This window comes from Kitasatospora sp. NPDC029367 (genome assembly GCF_055569135.1).
Window position 1 is genome coordinate 66,529 of record NZ_JBVHYH010000030.1, and the last position, 23,576, is coordinate 90,104.

The following is a 23,576-nucleotide window of genomic DNA, read 5'->3' on the forward strand; positions in this document are numbered from 1 at the left end:
CGCTCAGTCCTCGATCGACAGCGCCCGGGCCGGGCACAGGCTGACCGCGACCCGCACGGTCGCGGTCGTGCCGGGGTCGGGACGGTCGGTCAGCAGCTCGACCATGCCGTCCTCGTCGTTCTGCTGGAAGACGCGGGGCTCGGTGAGCACGCACTGGCCGGCGCCGATACAGACGTCGCGGTCGACGACGATGCGCACGGGGGGGGTCCTTTCCGTTCGGAGTGGTCCGGGGAGGTGGCCGGGGCGGTCAGGAGCCCGCCCGGCGCCGGGCGGACCGTCACCAGGTGACGGGCAGCTCGTGCAGGCCGTAGGTGTTGGAGTCCTGCTTGAACGGAAGCTCCGACACGGGCACGGCCAGCCGCAGACCCGGCAGCCGCGCGAACAGCGTGGTGAAGACGATCTCCAGCTCCGCCCGGGCGAGGTTCTGGCCCAGGCACTGGTGGATGCCGTAGCCGAACGCCATGTGGTGCCGCGCGCCCCGGTGGATGTCCAGCCGGTCGGGGCTGTCGAAGACCGTCTCGTCCCGGTTGGCCGAGCCCAGGCCGAGCAGGACGCCGTCGTCCTTGCGGATCGTCACGCCGTCGATCTCGATGTCCTCGCGGGCCGTCCTGAGCAGCACGTCCGAGATGGTGAAGTACCGGAGCAGTTCCTCGACGGTCCGGCCGATCCGGCTCGGGTCCGCGATCAGCTCGGCCACCACCTCCGGGTTCTCCAGCAGGCCGGTGGTGCCCAGCGCGATCATGTTCGCGGTCGTCTCGTTGCCGGCGACCAGCAGCAGGTAGGCCATCTGGATCAGGCCCATGTGGGTGAACACCCCGGTCTCCCGGTTGTTCACGACGAGCCGGCCGAGCACGTCGTCGGTCGGCTCCTGTTCCTTCTCCCGGATCAGGCCGTCGATGAAGGTGGCCAGTTCGATCATGGCGGTGCGGCGTTCCTCGGGGGTGCTCGCGCGGCTGAGCATCGCCGAGGTGCGGGTGTGGAAGAACTCGCGGTCGGGCGGGTGGACGCCGAGCAGTTCGGACAGCACCATCGAGGGCACGCGCACCGCGACCGTGCCGACCAGGTCCGCGCCGGGGCCGGCGGCGATCAGGTCGTCGATGCAGCTCTCCACGATCTCCGTGATGCGGGGCCGCAGCTCCTGGATCCGCCGGACGGTGAACTCGGCGATGACCATCCGCCGCGGCGCGGAGTGCTCCGGCGGGTCCAGCCCCACCAGGGTGTTGCCCATCGCCTGGGACTCCCCGCCCTGGGCGCCCTCCTCGGAGAGGCCGAGCGGGACGAGCAGCGGCAGGTTGGGGTGGTGGTGGTCCGAGCTGATCCTCGGATCGGTCACCAGCGCGCGCACGTGCGCGTAGCTCGTGACCAGCCAGGCTTTCTGCCCGCTGGGCAGCGCGACCTGGGTGACCGGCCGCTCGGTGCGCAGCCGCGTGTACATCGGCGCCGGGTCGAGCGGGCAGCCGCGCGACATCGGGAAGTCGGGCACCTCGGGAAGGTCGCCACTGTGCGGTGCCGACGTGGCCTCGGTCATGGCAGCTCCTGTTTCGGCGGCGGTGCGGCACGGCCGGAATCGTCGGATTTCCGGCGCCGCGGGATTACCGACACCACGGGAATACCGGCGTCATGGGATTGCCGGTGCCGCGGTCGTCGGAATTCGTTTGTCCATGGCGGATGTCAGGCTAGCGGTGAAATCTAAAATCTCACTAATATGCGGTCCCGGGTATTTTTTCCCACGACAGGCCGCCGGTTCGTTGATAAATTGGGCCGCTGTCGCGGGCCGCGAAACGGGATTCGCCGGAATCCCGCGGCCCGATACGGGAGGTGTGATGAGCACGGGCGAAACCGTCCGGATGCCGCTGTTCACCGACGGCGGCGCCGAGCTCCTGGAATGGATGCGGCGGATGCGCGACGAGCAGCCGCTCTGGCAGGACGAGCGCGGCCACTATTTCGTCTTCCGGTACGACGACGTCCAGGAGGTGTTCTCCGACCCGGCGCGCTTCTCGTCGAACATCGGCCGGCTCATGCCGGTCTTCGGCGAGGAGAAGCTCAGCGCGAACCTGCCCTGGCAGGATCCGCCGGACCACCGGAAGCTGCGGCAGCTGGTCAGCCAGGCGTTCACCCCGAAGACCGTCGCCGCCCTGCGGCCACGCATCGGTGAGATCGTCCAGGAGCTGCTGGCCGCCGCCCCGGACGACACCTTCGACTTCGTCGAGTACCTGGCCTACCCGCTGCCGGTCATCGTGATCGCCGAACTCCTCGGCATCTCGCCGGCCGACCGGGCGTTCTTCCGGCAGTGCGCCGACCGGCTGCTCGGCATCCGGGCCGACGACTCGGAGTCCGACCAGGCCGCGGCCCAGGCCATCGCGGACACCACCAAGGAGCTCGACGAGTACCTGGTGGCCGAGGTCCGGCGCCGGCGCTCGGACGGGTCGACCGGGGACGTGCTCGGCGCGCTGGCCGCGGCGGAGCTCGACGGGCAGCGGCTGACCGACCTCCAGGTGGCCACCTTCGCGGCCCTGCTGCTCAACACCGGCCACATCACCACCACGCTGCTGCTCGGCAACACCCTGCTCTGCCTGGGGGACACCCCGGAGGCCGAGGCCCGGATCCGGGCCGACCGGTCCCTGGTGCCCGCGGCGCTGGAGGAGGTCGTCCGGTGGCGCCCGCCGTTCCCCCGGGCGCTGCGGATCGCCACCGAGGAGCTGGAGTTGGCCGGCGGCGTCATCCCGGCCAACGGGATCGTCATGCCGTCGATCCTGTCGGCCAACCACGACGAGCGGCAGTTCCGGGAGCCGGAGCGGTTCGACATCGACCGCGACCCGAACCGCCACGTCGGGTTCGGCCACGGCATCCACTTCTGCCTCGGTGCGCCGCTGGCCCGGCTGGAGACCGAGATCGCCCTCAACGGACTCATGGACGCCTTCACCGAGCTGCGGGCCACGGGCGACGCGGTCTTCCACGACTCGGAGTTCTACGGGGTCAAGAAGATGACGGTGTCCGCTCGGCGGTCGTGAACGACGGCCGGCCGGCCGGCCGGACGATGACGGGACGACGACGGGCGGGACGCCTCCCGGTGCCGGGAGGCGTCCCGCCGGGCCGGGGCCGGCCGGTGCGGTCAGGCCAGCTGCTCCAGCGTGCGCACCAGGTCGGCGGGCGACGGGGCGGCGGCGATCTCGTCGCGCATCTTCCGGGCGGCGGCCCGGATCCCGTCGTCGGCGAGCACCGAGTCGACCGCGGCGCCGATGGCCTCGGTGCCGGCATCGGTGCCGCTCAGGGTGATGCCCGCGCCGCTCTCGCAGAAGTTCGCCGCGTTCGGCGGCCGTTCCACCAGGGGGAGCAGGACCTGCGGGGCGCCGAGCGAGGCGGCGGTGAGGATGGTGTTGGTGCCGCCCTCGCTGATCACGGCGGCGCAGTCGGGCACGAGCGCGTGCAGCGGAAGGCCGTCGGCGAGGCGGATCCGGTCCGGGAGCGGGCGGTGCCGGACCCGGTCGATCCCGCTGCCGGTGAGGACGACGTCGACGTCCCGGGCGGCGAGCGCGTCGAGGACGCGGGTGAGGACGGGCGCCTCACCGACCCCGCCGTCGGGCTCGCCCCGCTCGCCCCAGCTGACGCAGACCTGCGGGCGGCCGCTCGGCTCCGGGGTCCGGTCGGGCGCGGCGGCCGCGCCGTCGTACGGGACGAAGCGCACGGGGATGCGGGCGGGTGCGTCCGGTACCTGCACGCTGCCCGGCCAGGGGTCGATGCTGCCCGACGCGTAGTCGTCGCGGACCGCCGCGCCGAACTCCGCGAAGAGCTCGGCCAGCCCGGTGGGCCAGTTGGGGGTGTACTCGTCGCCGGTCGTCGGCCCGTGCATCGGGTTGTGGGTGCGGTGCATGATGTCGGGCCCGGTGAGGTGGCGCAGCAACGGGATGTCCCGCGCCGCCGCGACCAGCGGTGCGGCGAAGGCCATCGGATCGGCGACGACGAGCTGCGGGCGCCAGTACTCGGCGAACCGCACCAGGTCGGGGGCGGTGCGGACGGCCGTGTCGACCAGGGGGGCGAACCTGAGGTCGAGGAGCCTGCGGCGCTCGTCGTCGGATGCCTCGGCGAGGAGGCCGGGAGTGGCGGGCCGGCCGCCGGGAGGGGTGGGCGCCGCGGGTGCCGCCGGGTGCGGTCCGGCACCGATCTCGGCCGGGGTCAGTCCGGCCCGGACCACCGCCTCGGTGAGGTCGGGCGGTGCGGCGATCCGCACCTCGTGCCCGGCCGCCCGGCAGGCCCAGGCCAGCGGTGCGACGAAGTACAGGTGGGAAGCCCTGGGGAGCGGGGCGAAAAGGATACGCACAGGGTCACCTCTCGGGATGCTGGGGGCCCATGGAAGCCCGGTGCGCTAAAGGAGGGCTGAACCCTCCCCGGCTCGGCCGCCGAGCCGTCGTGATCGGCAGACTTCTGCAGAGTCTGCAACTGGTTGCGTGTCACGCAAGCTTGTGGGAGCCTGATGCCGTGATCGAAAGGCCCGGATATGCGGACGTTCGCGAGGGAGTCTGATGGCGCAGAGTTCGAGTGACGCCCAGCCCGCAGGCAAGAGCCAGCCGTTACCACCGGAGCTGCTGAGAGTCGCCGGGGTCGTCCTGATCGGCCTGCTGGTGATGCAGCTCGACGGGACCATGGTCAGCGTGGCGCTCAACACGCTCGCCCACGACCTGTCGGCCTCGGTGGCGACCCTGCAGTGGGTGGTGACCGCCTACCTGCTCGCCCTGATGGTCGGCATGCCGCTCGCCGGCTGGGCCGCGGACCGCTTCGGGCCCCGGACGATGTGGATCGTCTCGCTGGCCGTCTTCCTGGTCGGATCGGTCCTGTGCGGCCTGTCCACCTCGATCTGGATGCTGGTGGCGGCCCGTGTGCTGCAGGGCCTCGGCGGCGGGATGATGGTCCCGGTCGGCCAGGCGATGCTGATGCGGCTCGCCGGCATGGAGCACCGGGCGAAACTGGTCGCCCTGATGGCGATCCCCGGCATGATCGGCCCGACACTCGGCCCGGTCCTCGGCGGGGTCATCGTCGACGGCATCGACTGGCGGTGGATGTTCTTCATCAACATCCCGATCGGGGTGATCGCCTTCCTGGTGGCGGGCCGCAACCTGCCGAACATGAAGGCGGAGACCGCCGCCAAGCTGGACGTGCTCGGGGTGCTGCTGCTCGTCCCCGGCCTGGTGGCCATCGTCTACGGCTTCTCCCGGGCGGGCGCGGTCGGCTTCGGCAGCGGCCAGGTGATCGCGCTGCTCGCGGTCGGCGGAGCGCTGCTCGCCGGATTCGGCGTGCACGCCGCGCGGCCGAACGTCGACGCGCTGGTGTCGATGCAGATGTTCAAGTACCGGGGCTTCGCGACGTCCTGCACCCTGCTGCTGCTGGTCGGGCTCACCATGGGCGCCGGCATCGTCCAGCCGCTGTTCCTGCAGCAGGTCCACGGCGAGAGCCCGATGAGCACCGGCGTGCTGCTGGTCGCCTTCGGGGTGGGCTCGGTGGTCACCTCCGTCCTGCTCGGCCGGGTGTTCAACAAGCTCGGCCCGCGGCTCGTCGGCGTGGTGGGCATCGTCCTGGCGATCGCGGGCGCCGCCTTCTACCCGATGTTCGACGCGGGCACCTCGCGGGTCCTCATCATCACGGCCATGCTGGTCTCCGGCGTGGGCCTGGCGATGGTGGTGCTGACCATGTCGACCGCACTCTACGTCGGGCTGCCGCCGCAGCAGATCGCCCGGGCGACCGGCGCCTCGCGGATCTTCCAGCAACTCGGCCTGTCGGCCGGCACCGCCGTGATCAGTGTGGTGCTCCAGATCCAGCTGTCCGACCAGACTGACCGGGCGCCCGACGGCACCGTCGGCCCGACCGGTCTGGCACACGCCTACAGCACCACCTTCTGGTGGGGCGTCGGCTTCCTGGTCCTCGCGGTCGTGCCGACCCTGTTCCTGCCGAAGACGGTGGTGGCGCCCGCGCCGGTTCCGCGACAGGCGGCCGAGGCCGCCCAGTCGCAGGGGGCCCAGCCGCAGGAGGCGTGACCGGCCCTGTGCGGCGATCCGGCCCGGCGGTGTCCGCACTGCCGGGCCGCGTGCGTCGGGGGCTCCCGACCTGCTCAGACCTGACCTGTCCAACCGACAACCCGAGGATGCACACACATGACCACCACCACGGCCTCCTCCGCCGGAGAATTCCTGCTCGGCGGTGACCTGCGGGTCAACCGGCTCGGTTTCGGAGCGATGCGGATCGCCCTCGGCGGCTCGGTGCGCGACCCCGAGTCGGCCGTCGCCGTCCTGCGCCGCGCCGTCGAACTCGGCGTGAACCACATCGACACCGCGGGCTTCTACGGCTTCGGCGACCTCCAGTCGCACGAGACGATCCGTCAGGCGCTCTCCCCGTACCGCGACGACCTGGTGATCGCCACCAAGGTCGGCCCGATGCTGGAGGGCGGTGTGGTGCCCACCGCCGAGGCCACCCCCGAGCAGCTGCGCGGCCTGGTCGAGGAGGACCTGCGCCGGCTCGGCGTGGACCGCCTCGACCTGGTCTACCTGCGGGTCGGCGGCATGGGCGAGCCGGGTGGCGAGTCGATCGGCGACCGCTTCGAGGCCCTGGCCGAGCTGCACGCCGAGGGGCTGATCCGGCACCTGGGCGTCAGCAACGTCGACGCGGCCCAGCTCGCCGAGGCCCGGGCCATCGCCCCGGTGGCCGCCGTGCAGAACCAGTTCCACGTGCACCGCCGGGCCGACGCCGACCTCCTGGCGATCTGCGAGCGGGCGGGCATCGCCTACGTGCCGTTCTTCCCACTCGGCGGGGGCGGCGAGAAGATCGACCCGGTCCGGGTGGAGGCCGTCGCCGCCCGCCACGGCGCGACCACCCATCAGGTCGCGCTGGCCTGGCTGCTCGCCCACTCGCCGGCGGTGCTGGCGATCCCGGGCACCAGTGTCCTGGAGCACCTGGAGGAGAACGTCGCCGCGGCCGGCCTGCAGCTGACCGCCTCGGACCTGACCGAACTGGCGGGCTGAGGACGCGGCTGCGTCCGGGCGCCACCGGCGCCGCCCGTCGGCGGCCCCGGGCCCGGCGGCAGCGGACCCCCTTCGGCGAGGATCATGTCCTCGCCGAAGGGGGTCCGCTGCGTTCCGGGCAGGTGAGGGCGTTCCGGGCACGTGAGGCCGGTGACGGGTCCGGGCCAGGGGCCCGCGGCCGGGGGGGGGACCGGCCGGAGCCGCTCCCCCCGGCGACGGTCACCCCTGGCGGAACTCGCGGTCGATCAGGTCCATCAGCTCGTCGGCCGAGGCCGTCCCGATCCCGGCGCCGCCCGGGGCGCCGTCGGTCGTGCCGTCGGTGGCCCCGTCCGCGGGTGCGCCTGCGGATCCGTTCCCCGCGCCCGCATCCTGCGGGCCGCCGGGTGCGGTCCTCGGGCGGAAGGCCAGCAGTCGCAGGCGCTGGTCGATCGAGGCGTCCGAGTCCTCCTGGGGCAGCGCCGCCAACGCCGCCTCCAGCTGGTCGAGGTAGGCGAGCACCGTCTCGGCGGGCGACTGCTCCGGCGGGGCGAGACGCTCCCTCAGGTACGCGGCCAGGGCCCCCACCGTCGGGTAGTCGAAGACCAGGGTGGCCGGCAGCGTGAGACCGGTCGCCCGGCTGAGCCGGTTGCGCAGCTCGATCGCGGTCAGCGAGTCGAAGCCCAGCTCCTGGAAGGCGCGGTCGATGGCGATGCCGGCGGGTGAGCCGTGGCCCAGGACGGCGGCCGTGTGGCCGTGCACCACCTCGGCCACCAGGGCCAGCTGGTCGGCCGGTGCCCGGCCGGTGAGCCGTTCGGCGAGGGCGGGGCCGGTGTCGTCCGCCCGGCGCTGCGGCACCCGGACCAGTCCGCGCAGGACCGGCGGCAGGGCGTCGGCGGCCGCCTGGGCGCGCAGTGCCCGCAGGTCGAGTTCGGCCAGGACCAGGGCCGCGGGGCCCGCGTCGAGGGCGGCGTCGAAGCGGTCCAGCGCGTCCGGCGTGGTGAGCCGGGCGAGGCCGCGGCGGACCGGGCCGGTCCCCCGGGCGCCCTCCGTGTGGGCGGTGAGCGCGCTGGTCTGCTCCCACGGGCCCCAGGCCAGGGACACCGCGGGCAGCCCCCGGGCCTGCCGGTGGGTGGCGAGCGCATCGAGGAAGCTGTTGGCGGCGGCGTAGTTGGCCTGGCCGGGGGCGCCGAGGACGCCCGCGGCGGAGGAGAACAGCACGAACGCCGACAGCCCGAGGTGCTCGGTCAGGGCGTGCAGGTGCCACGCGGCGTCGGCCTTCGGGCGCAGCACGCCGTCGAGCCGCTCCGGGGTGAGCCCGGCCACGGTGGCGTCGTCCAGCGTCCCGGCGGCGTGCACCACCGCGGTCAGCGGGTGCTCGTCGGGGACCGCCGCGAGCACCGCGGCGAGTGCCTCGCGGTCCGCCGTGTCGCAGGCGGTGACGGTGACGGTGGCGCCGAGGCCGCCCAGTTCGGCGGCCAGCTCGCCGGCGCCGTCCGCCAGCGGGCCGCTGCGGCTGATCAGCAGCAGGTGGTCGACGCCGTGCGCGGTCACCAGGTGTCGGGCGACGAGGCCGCCCAGGGTGCCGGTGCCGCCGGTGACCAGGACCGTGCCGCCCGGCCCGAAGGACGAGGGCGCCGACCCCGGCACGGGCCCGGACCCCGGCGTGGACCCCGGCACGGACGCAGCCAAGGGCACGGACGCAGCCGAGGGCACGGGCGCGGCGGCCGCCGGCCGGGCCAGCCGAGGCAGGTGGACCCTGCCTCCGCGCACCGCGGCCTGCGGCTCCCCGGCGGCGACGGCCGCGGCGAGCGCGTCCTCGGTGGTGTCCGCGTCCACGTCGACGAGCAGGAACCTGAACGGGTTCTCCGACTGCGCGCTGCGGACCAGCCCCCAGACGGCGGCCGCAGCGAGGTCCGGCACGTCCTCGTGCGCGGTGACGGGCGTGCCGTCCCGGTCCGTGACGGCGACCGCGCCGCGCGAGAGCAGGACCAGCGTCGCCCCGGCGAACGCCTCCTCGGTCAGCCACTGCTGGACCAGTCCCAGCGCGTGGCGGGTCGCCCGGCGCGCCCGTTCGGCCGGGTCGCCCGACCCCGCCCGCGCGGCGCCGCAGTCCACCACCACGGCGTCCGGTGCCGGGGCGCCGGCCGCGACGGCCGCGCGCAGCGCGTCCAGGTCGGCGTACCGGGGGGAGCGGTCGCCGGTGACGCCGGCCACGCCGACCAGGGCCAGCGACGGCGCGGCCTCGCCGGCCGGGCCGGCCTCGACCCACCGGGTGGCCAGCAGCGGCCCCCGGCCGCGGCCGGCCCCGAGCCCACCCGGGCCCTGGGTCAGCGGCCGCAGCCGCAGCGCCCCGATCCGCCCGAGCGGGCGGCCGGCGCCGTCGGCCAGGTCCAGCCCCACGGAGCGGTCGGCGCCGGAGCGCACCCGGACGCGCAGCGTGCGCCCGGCGGCCGCCTCCAGCGAGAGACCGGTCCACGAGAACGGCAGCAGCACCGCCGACCCGTCTGCCGCGTCGGCCGGTGCGGGCGGCGCCGCCATCAGGGCGTGCAGGGCGGCGTCGAGCAGTGCGGGGTGGACACCGAACCCCTCCGGGTCGACGTCCTCGGGGAGAGCGACCTCGGCGTAGAGGTCGCCCTCCCGCCGCCAGACCGCCCGCAAGCCCTGGAACACCGGCCCGTAGACCTGGCCCTTGGCGGTGAAGCGGTCGTACGCGGCGCCGGCGTCGAGCCGTTCGGCCCCGTCCGGCGGCCACACGGTCAGCGGCTCCGCCGCCGGGCCCGCGGCCACGGCCAGCGACCCGGTGGCGTGGAGCGTCCACTCCGCGTCGGGGTCGTCGGACTCGGGGCGCGAGTGCACCGTGACGGGGCGCGCACCGTCCTCCTCGGCCAGGACGACGACCTGCAGCTGGACGGCGCCCTGCTCGGGAAGCACCAGCGGCGCGAGCAGGGTGATCTCGTCCACCGCCGCGCAGCCGGTCTCGCGCGCCGCGTACAGCGCCAGTTCGACGAAGGCGGTGCCGGGCACCAGGGCGGCGTCCTCCACCCGGTGGTCGGACAGCCACGGGTGGCTGCGCAGGGAGACCCGCCCGCTGAGGATCCGCCGGCCGTCGGCAGCGACCGACAGCCCGGCCGAGACCAGCGGGTGCCCGGTGTCGGCCAGTCCGGCGGCCGAGACGTCGCCGGCCACCGTCGAGGGCTTGAGCCAGTACGGGGTGCGCTGGAACGCGTACGTCGGCAGGGCGGGCCGTGCGGTGGCGGGGGCGAGCACCGTCGTCCAGTCGACCGGGGCGCCGTGGGTGTAGGCCCGGGCGAGGGCGGCCAGCAGCTCGCGGCCGCCGTCCTCGTCGCGCCGCAGGGTGCCGAGGGCGTGCGCCGGGACCTCGGCGCGTTCGATGGTCTGCTGCACGCCGACGGTCAGCACCGGGTGCGGCGCGGACTCGACGAACAGCCGGTGGCCGCTGCCCAGCAGCGCCTCGGTGGCCTCGGCGAACCGGACGGTGTGCCGCAGGTTGCGGTACCAGTAGTCGGCGTCCAGTTCGGCGGTGTCGACGATCGTGCCGGTGAGGGTGGAGTAGAACGGCACGGTGCCGGTCCGCGGGCTGACGGGGGCCAGCACCTCCAGCAGCTCGTCGCGCAGCGCGTCGATGTGCGGGGTGTGCGAGGCGTAGTCGACGGGGATCAGCCGGGCCCGGACGCCCTCGGCCCGGTACCGCTCGACGAACGCCCGGACGGCGTCCGCGCCGCCCGCGACGACCGTGCTGTCCGGCCCGTTGACCGCGGCCAGGTGGACGTCGTCGGCCTCGGCCAGGCGGGCGGCCACCTCCTCGGCGGGCAGCGGCACCGAGGCCATGGTGCCCGTCCCGGCGAGCCGGGTCAGGACCTTGCTGCGGAGTGCGACCACGCGGGCCGCGTCGTCCAGCGACAGCGCCCCCGCCACGTAGGCGGCGGCGATCTCCCCCTGGGAGTGGCCGACGACCGCGTCCGGGAGGACACCGGCGGACTTCCAGAGCTCGGCCAGCGAGGTCATCACGGCGAACAGCGCGGGCTGGACCACGTCGACCCGCGACAGGTCGGCCGCGCCCGGTCCGCCGCGCAGGGTGTCGAGCAGCGACCAGTCGGTGTGGCGGTCGATCGCGTCGGCGCAGGCGGCCAGGTGCGCGGCGAACACCGGTGAGCGTTCCAGCAGGTCGAGCGCCATGCCGTCCCACTGCGAGCCCTGGCCGGGGAAGACCAGGACGGTTCGGCCCGGCCCGGAGGCGGCGGCCGGGCCGTGGACCAGTGCCGGGTGCGGCCGGTCGGCGGCGAGCGCGGCCAGCGCTGCCGCCAGGTCGTCGCGGTCGCGGCCGAGGACCACGGCGCGGTGCTCGAACGCCTCCCGGCCGGTGGCCAGCGCCCAGGCCGTGTCGGCCGGGTCGGCCGCGCCGTCGCCCGCCGCGTACCCGGCGAGCCGGGCGGCCTGGGCGCGCAGCGCCGTCGGCGTCCTGCCCGACACCGGCCAGGGCAGCGCGGCGGTGCCCGGGTCCGGTACCAGGACGGCCGGGTCGGCGGCGGCGGGTGCCGGCGCGGTGGCGCGGTCGGCGGCGGCCGGCTGCTCCAGGATGACGTGGGCGTTGGTGCCGCTGATGCCGAACGCGGACACGCCCGCCCGCCGGGCCCGCCCGGTCTCCGGCCACGGCACCGCCCTGGTGAGCACCGAGACGGCTCCGGACTCCCAGTCGACGTGCGGCGTTGGCTCGTCGACGTGCAGGATCGCCGGCAGCCGGCCGTGCCGCATCGCCTGGACCGTCTTGATCACGCTCGCCACGCCGGCGGCCTGCTGGGTGTGGCCGATGTTGGACTTGACCGAGCCGATCCAGAGCGGCTGCCCGTCGGGCCGGTCCTGCCCGTAGGTGGCCAGCAGCGCCTGGGCCTCGATCGGGTCGCCGAGCGTCGTCCCGGTGCCGTGCGCCTCGACCGCGTCCACGTCCGCCGGGGTGATGCCCGCACTGGCGAGGGCCTGCTCGATCACCCGCTGCTGGGAGGGCCCGTTGGGGGCGGTCAGGCCGTTGCTGGTGCCGTCGGAGTTCACGGCGGAGCCGCGCACCACCGCGAGCACCTGGTGCCCGTTGCGCCGGGCGTCCGACAGCCGCTCGACCAGCAGCAGACCGACGCCCTCGGAGAAGACGGTGCCGTCGGCGCCCGCCCCGAACGGCTTGCAGTGCCCGTCCGGCGCCAGGCCGCGCTGGCGGCTGAAGCCGACGAAGACGCTCGGTGAGGGCATCACGGTGACGCCGCCGGCCAGCGCGAGGTCGCACTCGCCGTTGCGCAGCGACTGCGCTGCCAGGTGCAGCGCCACCAGCGACGACGAGCAGGCCGTGTCGACGGTCATCGCCGGGCCCTCCAGGCCGAGGGCGTAGGCGATCCGGCCGGACGCGACGCTGCTGGCCGCACCGGTCAGCAGGTAGCCCTCGACCGCCTCGGCCTCCCGCGACGCGCCGGCCGGGTATCCGTAGGACGTCATGCCGACGAAGACGCCGGTACGGCTGCGCCGCAGCGTCCCGGCGGGAATGCCGGCCCGCTCCAGGGCCTCCCAGGCGGTCTCCAGCAGGACGCGCTGCTGCGGGTCGGTTCCCAGCGCCTCACGCGGGCTCATGCCGAAGAACTCGGCGTCGAAGTGCCCGGCCTCCTCCAGGAAGCCGCCCCGGTCGACGTACGAGGTGCCGGGGTGGTCGGGGTCGGGGTCGAAGAGGGTGTCCAGGTCCCAGCCGCGGTCCTCGGGGAAGCCCGCCACCGTCTCCCGGCCGGTGTCGACCACGTCCCACAGGTCGTCCGGGGACCGGACTCCGCCCGGGAAACGGCAGGCCATCGCGACGATCACGACCGGCTCGTCGGTGCCGCCGGACGCGGCCCTGGCGCTGACGGCGGCGCCCTCGGTCCGGCCGCCCAGCCGCTCGCGCAGGTACTCGGCGAGCGCGGCCGCGCTCGGGTGGTCGAAGACCAGGGTGGCGGGCAGCCGCAGGCCGGTCTCGGTGTTCAGGCGGTTGCGCAGTTCGACGGCGGTCAGCGAGTCGAACCCGATCTCCTGGAACGGGCGCCGGGGGTCGATCGTCTCCGGCGCGGGGTGGCCGAGCACGGCGCCGACGTTGCCGCGCACCAGGTCCAGCAGCAGGCCGCGCTGCTCGGCCGCGGAACGGCCGGCGAGTTCCCGCGCCAGCGAGCCCTGGACGGCGCTCCGGCCGCCGGCCCGGCGGCGGGCGGGGCGCAGGAAGCCGCGCAGTACCGCGGGCGCCGCCCGGGTCTCGGCCGCCGCCCGGACCGCGGCCAGGTTGATCCCGGCGGGGACCAGGTCGGCGCGGCCCCCGGCGAGCCCGGCGTCGAACAACGCGAGCGCCTCGGCGTCGGACATGGTGGTGAGCAGGCTGTGCGCGACGGCGTGCTGCTTCTCCTCGAAGAGGTCGGCGGTGATGCCGCTGGCGCTCTCCCACAGGCCCCAGGCGAGCGAGACCGCGGGCAGGCCCAGCGCGTGCCGGTGCGCCGCCAGCGCGTCGAGGAAGGTGTTGCCCGCCGCGTAGTTGGCCTGCCCCGGGTTGCCGAGAGTGCCGGCGAGCGAGGAGAACAGCACGAACGCGGTGAGGTCGAGGTCGCGGGTGAGCTCGTGCAGGTGCCAGGCGGCGTCGACCTTGGGGCGCAGCACCGGGCCGAGCTGACCGGGCTCCAGGACGGTGACGGCGGCGTCGTCGGTGACGCCCGCGGAGTGCACGACGGCGGTGAGCGGGTGCTCGGGCGGGATCGTGCCGAGCACCCGTCGCAGCTCCTCCCGGTCGGCCGTGTCGCAGGCCAGCACGGTCACCTCGGCGCCCGCCGCGGCCAACTCGGCCCGGAGTTCGCCGGCTCCGGCCGCGTCGGGGCCGCGCCGGCCCACCAGCAGCAGGTGCCGGACGCCGTGCTCGGCGACCAGGTGCCGGGCGACCGCCGCGCCGAGCGTGCCGGTGCCGCCGGTCACCAGCACGGTGCCGTCGGCGGCGAGCGGCCGGGGGACGGTGAGGACGAGCTTGCCGGTGTGCTTGGCCTGGCTCATCAGCCGGAACGCCTGGGGCGCCGCGCGGACGTCGAAGGCGCTGACCGGGAGGGGGTGCAGGACTCCCTCCTCGAACAGCCGGCCCAGCTCCGCGAGCATCCCCCGGACGTGGTCCGGGCCCGCCTCGACCGTCTCGAACGCCCGGTAGTCGACGCCCGGGTGCCGGGTCGCCACCTCGTCGGCGTCGCGGACGTCGGTCTTGCCCATCTCCAGGAAGGACCCGCCGCGGGGCAGCAGGCGGAGCGAGGCGTCCACGAAGTCGCCGGCCAGTGAGTCCAGGACGACGTCGAAGCCCTCCCCGCCGGTCGCGGCCAGGAACTCCTCCTCGAAGGCGAGCGTCCGGGAGTCGGCGATGTGCGCGTCGTCGAAGCCCGCCGAGCGGAGCGCGTCCCACTTGGGGCGGCTGGCGGTCGCGAAGACCTCCGCGCCCCAGTGCCGGGCCAGCTGCACGGCGGCCGTGCCGACCCCGCCGGTGGCGGCGTGCACGAGCAGCCGCTGCCCGGGCCGCAGCCCCGCCAGGTCGTGCAGCGCGTAGTAGGCGGTCAGGAACGCGACCGGTGCCGCGGCGGCCTGGACGAACGTCCAGCCGGACGGCACCCGGGTCAGCGCGCGCCGGTCGGCCACCGCCACGGGGCCGACCGCGCCCTCCGGGAACAGCCCCATGACGGCGTCGCCGGGCGCGAGGCCGGTGACGCCCGGGCCGGTCTCCAGCACCACGCCGGCGGCCTCGCTGCCGATGGCCGCCTCGCCCGGGTACAGGCCGAGCGCGATCAGCACGTCGCGGAAGTTCACCCCGGCGGCCCGGACGGCGACCCGTACCTCCCCGGCCTCCAGCGGCCGTTCGAGGGCGGGGGAGGGCTCCAGGACGAGGTTGTCGACGGTGCCCGCCGCGGTGGTCGACAGCCGCCAGGCGGCGTCCGCGGGCGGGGTCAGCAGGGCCTCGGTGTCGGCGTGGACCAGCCGGGCCGCGAAGGCGGAGCCGTCGCGCAGGGCGAGCTGCGGCTCCTGCGCGGCGAGGGCCTCGGGCAGCCGGCGCACGGAGGACTCCCGGCCGTCGAGGTCCACCAGGGCGAACCGATCCGGCCGCTCCAGCTGGGCGACCCGTACGAAGCCCCAGGCGGGGGCGTCGGCCAGGCCGGTGACGTGCTCCCCGGCCCGGACGGCGACCGCGTGCTCGGTGACCACGACCAGCCGGCTGTCCTCCAGCCGCTCGTCGGCCAGCCACTGCTGGACCAGGCCGTGGATCCGGTGGGTGGTGGCATGGGCGCCGTCGACCGGCTCCCCGGCACCGGTGTCCGGACCCGCCGCGCCCCCGGCTCCGGTGTCCGGACCCGCGGCGCCCCCGGCTCCGGCTGGGCCCCGCGCCGTGGCGAACGCGACCACCGTCGCCGGGAGCGGCACGCCCGCGTCGGCCTCCCGCAGCAGTGCCGCGAGGTCGTCGGCCTCCCGGGGCCGCCCGTCGAGCCACTCGACGGGGTGCGGGAACGCGCCGAGCACCGCCCAGCCGGCCGGGTCGTCGCGCTCGGCGGTTGCCGTCACGGGCTGCCAGGAGAGGCGGTACAGCGCGTCCCGGCGGACGGCCGGCGCGGCGCTCCGCCCGTCGGCGAGCGGCCGTACCGTCAGTGCCTCCACCGAGGCCACCGGTGCGCCGCTCCGGTCCGTGATCGACAGCCCGACGGTCTCCGGCCCGGACAGCGTGAGCCGCACCCGCACCGCCGTCGCCCCGACGGCGTGCACGGCCACCCCGCGCCAGGCGAACGGCAACCTGGTCCGGCCGTCGTGCTCGGCGCCGCTCAGCGCCGTCACGTGCAGTGCGGCGTCGAACAGCGCCGGATGCAGGGCGAACCCGCGGACGTCGGCGCCCGAGGGCAGCTCGACCTCCGCGAACAGGTCGTCACCCAGCCGCCAGGCGGCCCGCAGCCCCCGGAAGACCGGGCCGTACTCCAGGCCGAGGGCGCCGAGCCGCGGATACACCTCCGCCGTCTCCAGCCGGGTCGCCCCCGTCGGCGGCCACTCCTCGACGGGCTGCTCCGCCGGCGGCGCGGACGGGGCCAGCACCCCGGTCGCGTGGCGGGTCCACGGGACGTCCTCGGAGTCCGGGCCGTCGTCCTCCGGCTGCGAGTGGATGCCGACGGCGCGCTCGCCGTCCGGTCCCGGCGCGCCGACCATCACCTGGATCCGGACCGCGTCCCGCCCGGGCAGCACCAGCGGGGCGTGCAGGGTCAGTTCGGCCAGTTCGCCGCAGCCGACCCGGAACGCCGCGTGCAGGGCGAGTTCGGCGAACCCGGTGGCCGGCACGATCACCGAGCCGTGGACCGCGTGGTCGGCCAGCCAGGGATGGGTGCGCAGCGACAGCCGGCCGGAGAACAGGTGGCCGGTGCCGTCGGCCAGCACGGTCTCGGCGGCCAGCAGCGGGTGGTCGGCCGAGCCCAGCCCGGCCGACCGGACGTCGCCGGCGGCCCCGGCCGCGTCCGGCCAGTAGCGCTCCCCGGCGAAGGCGTAGGTCGGCAGGTCGACGGGCGTCGCCGGGCGGCCGGGCGCGATCCGCGTCCAGTCCGGGCGGGCGCCGTTGACGTGCGCCTCGGCGAAGGACTCCAGCAGCCGGGCCCGGTCGCCGTGGTCGCGCCGGAGCGTGCCGTGCGCGACCGCCTCGGCACCGGCGTCCTCGATCGTGTCCTGGATCGAGGCGGTGAGCACCGGGTGGGCGCTCACCTCGATGAACAGCGTGTGCCCGTCGGCCAGCAGGGCCCGGGTGGTCTCCTCGAAGCGCACCGGCTGCCGCAGGTTGCGGTACCAGTACGCCGGGTCGAGGGCCTCCTCCGGGCCGAGCGGAGCCGCCGTGACGGTGGAGTAGAAGGGGACGCCGGTCGGCTGCGGCACGATCCCGGCCAGCGCCTCCCCGATCCGTTCCCTGACGGCCTCCACGAACGGGGTGTGCGAGGCGTAGTCGACCGGGATCAGCCGAGCCGGGATCCGGTCGGCCCGGCACGCGTCGACCAGTTCCCGCAGCTCCTCCGGCGCGCCCGCCACCACCGTGGAGCCCGGTGCGTTGACCGCGGCGACGCTCAGGCTCCGCCGGTCCGGGCGGTCCAGCAGCCGCGCGGTCTCCGCCGCCGGCAGCGGCACGGAGGCCATGCCGCCGGTGCCGGCCAGGTCGAGCAGGGCGCGGCTGCGCAGCGCCACGATCCGCGCGGCGGCGTCCAGCGACAGCGCCCCGGCGATGTGGGCGGCCGCGATCTCGCCCTGGGAGTGGCCCACCACCGCGTCCGGACGGACCCCGGCGGCCTGCCACACGCGGGCCAGCGAGACCATCACGGCGAACAGCGCCGGCTGCACCACGTCGACCCGGTCCAGCGTCGGTGCGTCCGGCGCGCCGTGCAGCACGTCGAGGAGCGACCAGTCGGTGTAGGGGGCGAGGGCGTCGGCGCAGGCGTGCAGGTGCTCGCGGAAGACCGCGGAGTCCTCCAGCAGGTCGACCGCCATGTGCTCCCACTGGGAGCCCTGCCCGGGGAACACGAACACCGTTCGGGCCGTGGTGCCCCGGCCGCGGACGACGTGGGCGCCGGGCTTTCCGTCGGCCAGTGCCCGCAGGCCGTCCAACAGCTCCTCACGGGTGCCGGCGACGACCGCCGCGCGGTGCTCGTGGTGCTCGCGCTCGACGGCCAGCGCGTGCGCGGCGTCGGCGGACGGCAGCTCGGGGCGGGCGGCCGCGAAGTCCAGCAGCCGCTGGGCCTGGCCGCGCAGGGAGCGCTCGCTGCGGGCCGACACCAGCCAGGGGAGGGCGCCGTCGGCCAGCAGGGGCGCGGCGGCGGCCTCGGCGGAAGCGGCGGGCGCGGCGTCGGCGTCGGGAGTGGCGTCGGGGGCGGCGTCGGGGGCGGCGTCGGGGGCGGCCGGCTCCGGGACGGCCGGCTCCGGGCGCGGCGGTGCGGCCTCCAGGACGATGTGAGCGTTGGTTCCGCCGACGCCGAACGAGGAGACGGCGGCGCGGCGCGGCCGCCCGGTCTCCGGCCACGGCCGGGCCGAGGTCAGCAGCCGGACGTTGCCCGCCTCCCAGTTGACGTGCGGTGTCGGGGCGTCGACGTGCAGGGTCCTCGGGAGCAGCCCGTGCTGGAGCGCCAGCACCATCTTGATGACGCCCGCCACCCCGGCGGCGCCCTGCGGGTGGCCGATGTTGGACTTCACCGAGCCGAGCCAGAGCGGCTCGCCGTCGGTCCGGTCCCGTCCGTAGGTGGCGAGCAGCGCCTGGGCCTCGATCGGGTCGCCGAGCGTGGTGCCGGTGCCGTGCGCCTCGACGGCGTCGACGTCCCCGGTGGTCAGCCGGGCATCGGCCAGCGCCAGCTCGATGACCCGCTGCTGGGACGGCCCGTTGGGCGAGGTCAGGCCGTTGCTGGCGCCGTCCGAGTTGACCGCCGAGCCGCGCAGCACGGCCAGCACGCGGTCGCCGTCCCGGTGGGCGTCCGACAGCCGTCGCAGCATCAGCAGGCCGACGCCCTCGCCCCAGCCCAGGCCGTCGGCGGCGGCCGCGAACGGCTTGCAGCGCCCGTCCGGAGCCAGGCCGCGCTGGCGGCTGAACTCGGTGTACCAGGCGGAGGTGGCCATGATGGTGACCCCGCCGGCCAGGGCCCGGTCGCACTCGCCGCCGCGCAGCGCCCGGATCGCCAGGTGCAGGGCCGCCGCAGAGGAGGAGCACGCGGTGTCCACCGTGAGCGCCGGGCCCTCCAGCCCGTACGCGTAGGCGATCCGCCCGGACATGATGCTGCTCTGGGTGCCGGTCAGGACGTAGCCCTCGACCTGGTCGACGGCCGGCGCGAGGCTCTGGTTGTAGGTCTGCCCGATGCTGCCGACGAACACCCCGGTGCGGGTCCCGCGCAGTGCCGCGGGAGGGATTCCGGCCCGCTCGAAGGTCTCCCACGCGACCTCCAGCAGCTGGCGCTGCTGCGGGTCCATCGCGAGGGCCTCACGGGGGCTGATCCCGAAGAAGTCGGCGTCGAAGCGGTCGGCGCCCTCCAGGAACGAGCCGTCCCGGGTGTAGCTCCTGCCGGGGGCGTCGGGGTCGGGGTCGTAGATGTCGTCGATGTCCCACCCGCGGTCGCCGGGGACGCGGGCGACGGCGTCCCGCTCCGACAGCAGCAGTTCCCAGAGCGCCTCGGGCGAGTCCACCCCGCCGGGGAAACGGCAGCCCATGGACACCACCGCGATGGGCTCGTGCTCGCGGTCCTCGACCTCCGCGAGGCGTCGGCGGACCTGACGGAGACCCGCGGTCGTCCGATTCAGATAGTCACGCAGCTTCGCCTCGTTGGCCGTCGGGCCCAGAGCAGCCGAGTCGGAATTCATCCGCTTTCCCCGCCTCGCATCGGTCAATAGGAATTGCCGCCGAGAATCGCACCGGCGGCTAACGGAGGCCTTGGCCGATGCTAAAACCGCATGCCGGAACAGGGGCCTCCGGGCGGGAATTCGGCCGGTTTTAGCGCGGGTTTAAAGCGGGGCGCCACCATATGTGCCGGCGCTTCTGCAGAGGGGTGAATTATGAGCGAAATTCTCAGTCGGCCGTCCGCGTCGGCCGAGGTCCTGCCCGACGGCCCGCGCGTCACGCGGTCGGGGCTGGCCACCGAGGGTGTCCTGACGACGAACGAGGAGTTCGCGGCCTGGCTCGGCGAGCGTGAGACGACCGACCGGATGACGGTCGAGCGGGTCCCGCTGGCCGACCTCAAGGGCTGGCACTTCACCGAGGACAGGGCCTCGCTCGTCCACGACAGCGGGAAGTTCTTCAGCATCCAGGGGGCGGGCGTCACCTCGACCGGGCCCGGACCGCGGGCCTGGCAGCAACCGCTCATCCATCAGCCCGAGGTCGGCATACTCGGCTTGCTGGCCAAGGAGTTCGGGGGCGTCCTGCACTTCCTGATGCAGGCCAAGATCGAGCCGGGAAACCGTCGGCAGCTCCAGCTGTCGCCGACCGTGCAGGCCACCCGGAGCAACTACACCAAGGTGCACGGCGGGGCGGCGATCCCGTATCTGGACCACTTCCTGCCGGAAGGCCGGGGCCGGGTGATCGCCGATGTGCTCCAGTCCGAGCAGGGCGCCTGGTTCCTGGGCAAGCGCAACCGCAACATGGTCGTGGAGACCACCGAGGAGATCGAGGTCCGGGACAACTTCCGGTGGCTGACGTACGGTCAGATACGGCGACTGCTGGCCGTGCCGAACCTGGTCAACATGGACTCCCGGACGGTGCTCGCCTGCGTGCCGATCGCCACGGACGGACTGCCGGACGGCTCGGACGGCCCGTCGGCGGACGCGTCCGACCCGGAGTTCGCCGCCGACCTGTGGCACTCCCTGCGGGCCGCCGACACCGACGGCCGCCACACCGACGCCGAGATCTCCGCCTGGCTCAACGACGTGCGGGTCGACACCCCGCTCGCCGTCGGACCGGTCGAACTGACCGGGCTCCGGGAGTGGCAGGTGTCGGACGACGAGATCGCGCACCGGCAGGGCAAGCACTTCCGCATCATCGGCGTCTCGGTGCGCGGCCGGCGCGAGGTCGACGCGTGGCAGCAGCCCCTGCTGGCCCCCGTCGACGTCGGCGTCGTCGCCTTCCTGACCCGCCGGATCGACGGGGTCCTGCACGTCCTGATGCGCGCGGCGGTCGAACCCGGCTTCCTGGACGTCGTGGAGCTCGGCCCCACCGTGCAGTGCAGCCCCGCCACCTACGCGGACGCTCCGCCGGAGCGGCGGCCCCGCTTCTACGACTACGTGCTCGGCGCGACGGACAACGTCCGCTACGACGTCCTGCTCTCCGAGGAGGGCGGCCGCTTCTACCACGCCGAGTGCCGCTACCTGGTCGTCGACTGCGGTGACCTTCCGGAGGCCCTGGAGCCGCACCCGGACTTCCGCTGGATGACCGTCCGTCAGCTGACGGCCTGGGTGCAGCACCGCAACTGCGTCAACGTCCAGGCGCGCACCCTGCTCGCCTGCCTCAACTCGCTCTGGTAGAACGGCTGTGCGGATCGTCCGGAGGCAGGCGGAGACCGCCGGCCAGGCGGTGGGGGACAGCAGAGGAGACGGCCGGAGGGCGGCCGCGGAGACAGGAGGGGAACCGATGACGACGGTCTCGGACGAGGGCGCCCGCTGGTTCCGGCGATACGTCCCGGAGGCCCGGGATGCGCCGGTGCGGCTGGTCTGCCTGCCGCACGCGGGCGGCGCGGCCAGCTACTTCTTCCCGTTCGCCCAGGCGGTCGGGGAGCGCGTGGACGTCCTGGCGGCGCAGTACCCCGGCCGTCAGGACCGACGGCAGGAGCCCTGCATCGACGACATCGGGGCCCTGGCCGACGCCGCCTTCGCGGCGCTGCGCCCGTTCCTCGACCGGCCGGTGGCACTGTTCGGCCACAGCATGGGGGCCACCCTCGGGTTCGAGCTGGCGCGCCGGATCGAGACCGCCCCGGGGGCGACCCTGGTGCGGCTGTTCGCCTCCGGGCGCCGCGCGCCCTCGCGGCCGGGCGGGGAACTGGTGCACACCTTCGACGACGACCGCCTGCTCGCCGAAGTGGCCCGGCTCAGCGGCACCGACACCCGCGTCCTGGCCGACGACGAGCTGATGCGCTCGGCGCTGCCGGCGATCCGGGCCGACTACAAGGCCGCCGAGTCCTACCGGCTCGCCGGCGAGGCGGAGTTGGGCTGCCCGATCACCGCCCTCGCCGGCGACGCCGACCCCAAGACCTCGCTGGACGACGTCCGCGCCTGGGAACGGCACACGACGGCCGGCTTCGACCTGCACGTCTACGCCGGCGGTCACTTCTTCCTGGCCGAGCACCGGCAACCGATCGTGGACCTGATGACCGAGCGGCTGGCCGCGCACACGGCCCGGCGCTGAACGACGACGAAGGAGATCAACGCGTGCCCACTCGTAGAACACTGCTGAAGGGCGGCGCGCTCGCGCTGGCCGCGGCGGGCCTCGGCTCGATGGGAGCAGGCCCGGCCAGCCTGGCGGAGGCGTCCGACTGGAGCCGGCTGGGGAGCCGGCTGAAGGGCCGCCTGGTCCGGCCGCAGGACCCCGACTACGCGTTCGCCAAGCAGCTGAACTTCATGGCGTTCGACGCCGTGAACCCGGCCGGCATCGCCTACTGCGCGGACGCCGACGACGTCCGGACCTGCCTGTCCTTCGCCCACCACCACGGCATACCGGCCGTGCCCCGCAGCGGCGGGCACAGCTACGGCGGCTACTCCACCACCACCGGCCTGATCATCGACGTGTCGAAGCTCAACGGGATCCGGTTCGGCCCGCAGACCGCCGTCGTGGGCCCCGGCGCCCAGTTGGTGGACGTCGTCGACGCGGCCTCCGCCAACGGCGTGGCGCTCGCGGGCGGGATCTGTCCGACCGTCGCGATGGGCGGCTACCTGCAGGGCGGCGGCGTCGGCTGGCAGACCCGGGCGCTCGGCCTCGGCGCCGACTCGGTGGTGTCGGCGGAGGTCGTGCTCGCCGACGGGAAGGTGGTGACCGCCTCCGAGGAGGAGCACCCCGAGCTGTTCTGGGCGCTGCGCGGCGGCGGTGGCGGCAACTTCGGCATCGTCACCCGCTACGAGCGGCGCCACACCACCATCCCGCGGATGGTCAACTACACGCTGGCCTGGCCCTGGGACAGCGCCGAGAAGGTGCTGGACGGCTGGCAGCACTGGCTGGCCGACTCGGCGCCCCGCGAGATCGGCGCCCGCTGCCTGCTCGGCCTGCTCGACGCCTCCCCGGGCGCCGCACCGTTCCTGCTCACCGACGGCACCTTCATCGGCTCGCCCGAGGAGCTCACGCCGCACCTGAACGCGCTGGCCGCGGCGATCGGCCAGACGCCGCCCTACCGCAACGTGCAGGAGCTGGGATACCGCGGCGGCATGATGTCCTGGTTCAAGTGCTCCACCAGCTCGGTCGCCCAGTGCCACCGGGTCGGCGACAACCCGCAGGCGAACCTGCCCCGCAGCGGGTTCAGCCTGAGCCGGTCGCGACTGTTCCGGGAGAACATGCCGGCCACCGGGTCGGCCGAGGTGCTCGCGGCCTTCGAGGCCGACCGCCGGGCCGGCCACGCCCGGATGGTGCACGTCTTCGCGCTGGGCGGGGCCTCCTCGGACATCGGCCGGACGGCGACCGCCTACGTCCACCGCGACATCCGGTTCTCGGTGGACTGGGCGACCGTGCTGCCGGCGGACAAGGCCACCGACGAGGAACAGGCGGCCGCCCGGGCGTGGATCGACAACGGCTTCGCCGTCACCGACCGGTACTCCGCGCACGAGACCTACCAGAACTACATCGACCCCGCGCTGGCGGACTGGCGGGAGTCGTACTACGCCGAGAACTATCCGCGGCTGGTCGAGGCGAAGAACGCGTACGACCCGCACGGGTTCTTCTCCTTCGAGCAGAGCATCGGCCGCTGACGATCCGTCACCCACCCCGGGGGGGGGGGGGGGGGAACCCCTCCGGGGCGTTGTGGTTTTTTGGGGGTTTCGGGACCCTCCGACACAACAACGTCCCGCGGGCTCGGGAGGTTAGACAAACGA

The 23,576-nt window shown here is 74.8% G+C and carries 10 protein-coding genes; 6 read left to right on the top strand and 4 right to left on the bottom strand.

Translation table 11 applies throughout. The annotated features are described in order from the left end of the window. Positions 1-3: 3 nt before the first annotated feature. Both ACZ4W5_RS18745 and ACZ4W5_RS18750 read right to left on the bottom strand, forming a co-directional pair. A complete protein-coding gene (locus ACZ4W5_RS18745) occupies positions 4-198 on the bottom strand; it encodes a ferredoxin (protein ID WP_465655598.1) in 195 nt (64 codons plus the stop codon). A 79-nt stretch (positions 199-277) separates the two neighbouring features. Continuing rightward, positions 278-1,528, bottom strand: a complete 1,251-nt coding sequence (locus tag ACZ4W5_RS18750) for a cytochrome P450 (protein ID WP_360242751.1) — start codon at positions 1,526-1,528, stop codon at positions 278-280. Between the two features lie 295 nt (positions 1,529-1,823). On the opposite strand from ACZ4W5_RS18750, the gene ACZ4W5_RS18755 reads away from it, so the two are divergent. After that, positions 1,824-3,011, top strand: a complete 1,188-nt coding sequence (locus ACZ4W5_RS18755; RefSeq protein WP_360242748.1) for a cytochrome P450 — start codon at positions 1,824-1,826, stop codon at positions 3,009-3,011. Between the two features lie 101 nt (positions 3,012-3,112). On the opposite strand, the gene ACZ4W5_RS18760 is transcribed toward ACZ4W5_RS18755, so the two are convergent. After that, positions 3,113-4,318, bottom strand: coding sequence for a nucleotide disphospho-sugar-binding domain-containing protein (locus ACZ4W5_RS18760; protein ID WP_465655600.1), 1,206 nt, complete (start codon positions 4,316-4,318; stop codon positions 3,113-3,115). A 202-nt stretch (positions 4,319-4,520) separates the two neighbouring features. Between ACZ4W5_RS18760 and ACZ4W5_RS18765 the strand changes: the two genes are divergently transcribed. Then, the gene (locus tag ACZ4W5_RS18765) at positions 4,521-6,026 is read left to right on the top strand and encodes an MDR family MFS transporter (RefSeq protein ID WP_465655602.1); all 1,506 of its coding nucleotides are present in this window, start codon (positions 4,521-4,523) and stop codon (positions 6,024-6,026) included. Between the two features lie 117 nt (positions 6,027-6,143). Further along, positions 6,144-7,007 carry an aldo/keto reductase gene (locus tag ACZ4W5_RS18770; RefSeq protein WP_465655603.1) on the top strand — a complete coding sequence of 288 codons (864 nt, stop codon included), beginning with the start codon at positions 6,144-6,146 and terminating at the stop codon, positions 7,005-7,007. 219 nt (positions 7,008-7,226) lie between these two features. Here the strand turns inward: ACZ4W5_RS18770 and ACZ4W5_RS18775 are convergent, their stop codons facing one another. Continuing rightward, a complete protein-coding gene (locus ACZ4W5_RS18775) occupies positions 7,227-19,376 on the bottom strand; it encodes an SDR family NAD(P)-dependent oxidoreductase (protein ID WP_465655605.1) in 12,150 nt (4,049 codons plus the stop codon). A gap of 192 nt (positions 19,377-19,568) precedes the next feature. On the opposite strand from ACZ4W5_RS18775, the gene ACZ4W5_RS18780 reads away from it, so the two are divergent. The 3 genes from ACZ4W5_RS18780 (at position 19,569) to ACZ4W5_RS18790 (ending at position 23,453) form a co-directional block, all read left to right on the top strand. Then, positions 19,569-21,029, top strand: a complete 1,461-nt coding sequence (locus tag ACZ4W5_RS18780) for an NDP-hexose 2,3-dehydratase family protein (RefSeq protein WP_465655607.1) — start codon at positions 19,569-19,571, stop codon at positions 21,027-21,029. A gap of 106 nt (positions 21,030-21,135) precedes the next feature. After that, on the top strand, positions 21,136-21,906 hold the full coding sequence (locus ACZ4W5_RS18785) for a thioesterase II family protein (RefSeq protein ID WP_465655609.1): 771 nt from the start codon (positions 21,136-21,138) through the stop codon (positions 21,904-21,906). A gap of 23 nt (positions 21,907-21,929) precedes the next feature. After that, the gene (locus ACZ4W5_RS18790) at positions 21,930-23,453 is read left to right on the top strand and encodes an FAD-binding oxidoreductase (RefSeq protein WP_360242728.1); all 1,524 of its coding nucleotides are present in this window, start codon (positions 21,930-21,932) and stop codon (positions 23,451-23,453) included. The last annotated feature ends 123 nt before the right edge of the window (positions 23,454-23,576 follow it).

Excerpts from the sequence above, each read along its gene's own strand:
- ACZ4W5_RS18750 (WP_360242751.1), bottom strand. The coding sequence starts at position 1,528 with ATGACCGAGGCCACGTCGGCACCGCACAGTGGCGACCTTCCCGAGGTG.
- ACZ4W5_RS18755 (WP_360242748.1), top strand. The coding sequence starts at position 1,824 with ATGAGCACGGGCGAAACCGTCCGGATGCCGCTGTTCACCGACGGCGGC.
- ACZ4W5_RS18765 (WP_465655602.1), top strand. The coding sequence starts at position 4,521 with ATGGCGCAGAGTTCGAGTGACGCCCAGCCCGCAGGCAAGAGCCAGCCG.
- ACZ4W5_RS18770 (WP_465655603.1), top strand. The coding sequence starts at position 6,144 with ATGACCACCACCACGGCCTCCTCCGCCGGAGAATTCCTGCTCGGCGGT.
- ACZ4W5_RS18775 (WP_465655605.1), bottom strand. The coding sequence starts at position 19,376 with ATGAATTCCGACTCGGCTGCTCTGGGCCCGACGGCCAACGAGGCGAAG.
- ACZ4W5_RS18780 (WP_465655607.1), top strand. The coding sequence starts at position 19,569 with ATGAGCGAAATTCTCAGTCGGCCGTCCGCGTCGGCCGAGGTCCTGCCC.
- ACZ4W5_RS18785 (WP_465655609.1), top strand. The coding sequence starts at position 21,136 with ATGACGACGGTCTCGGACGAGGGCGCCCGCTGGTTCCGGCGATACGTC.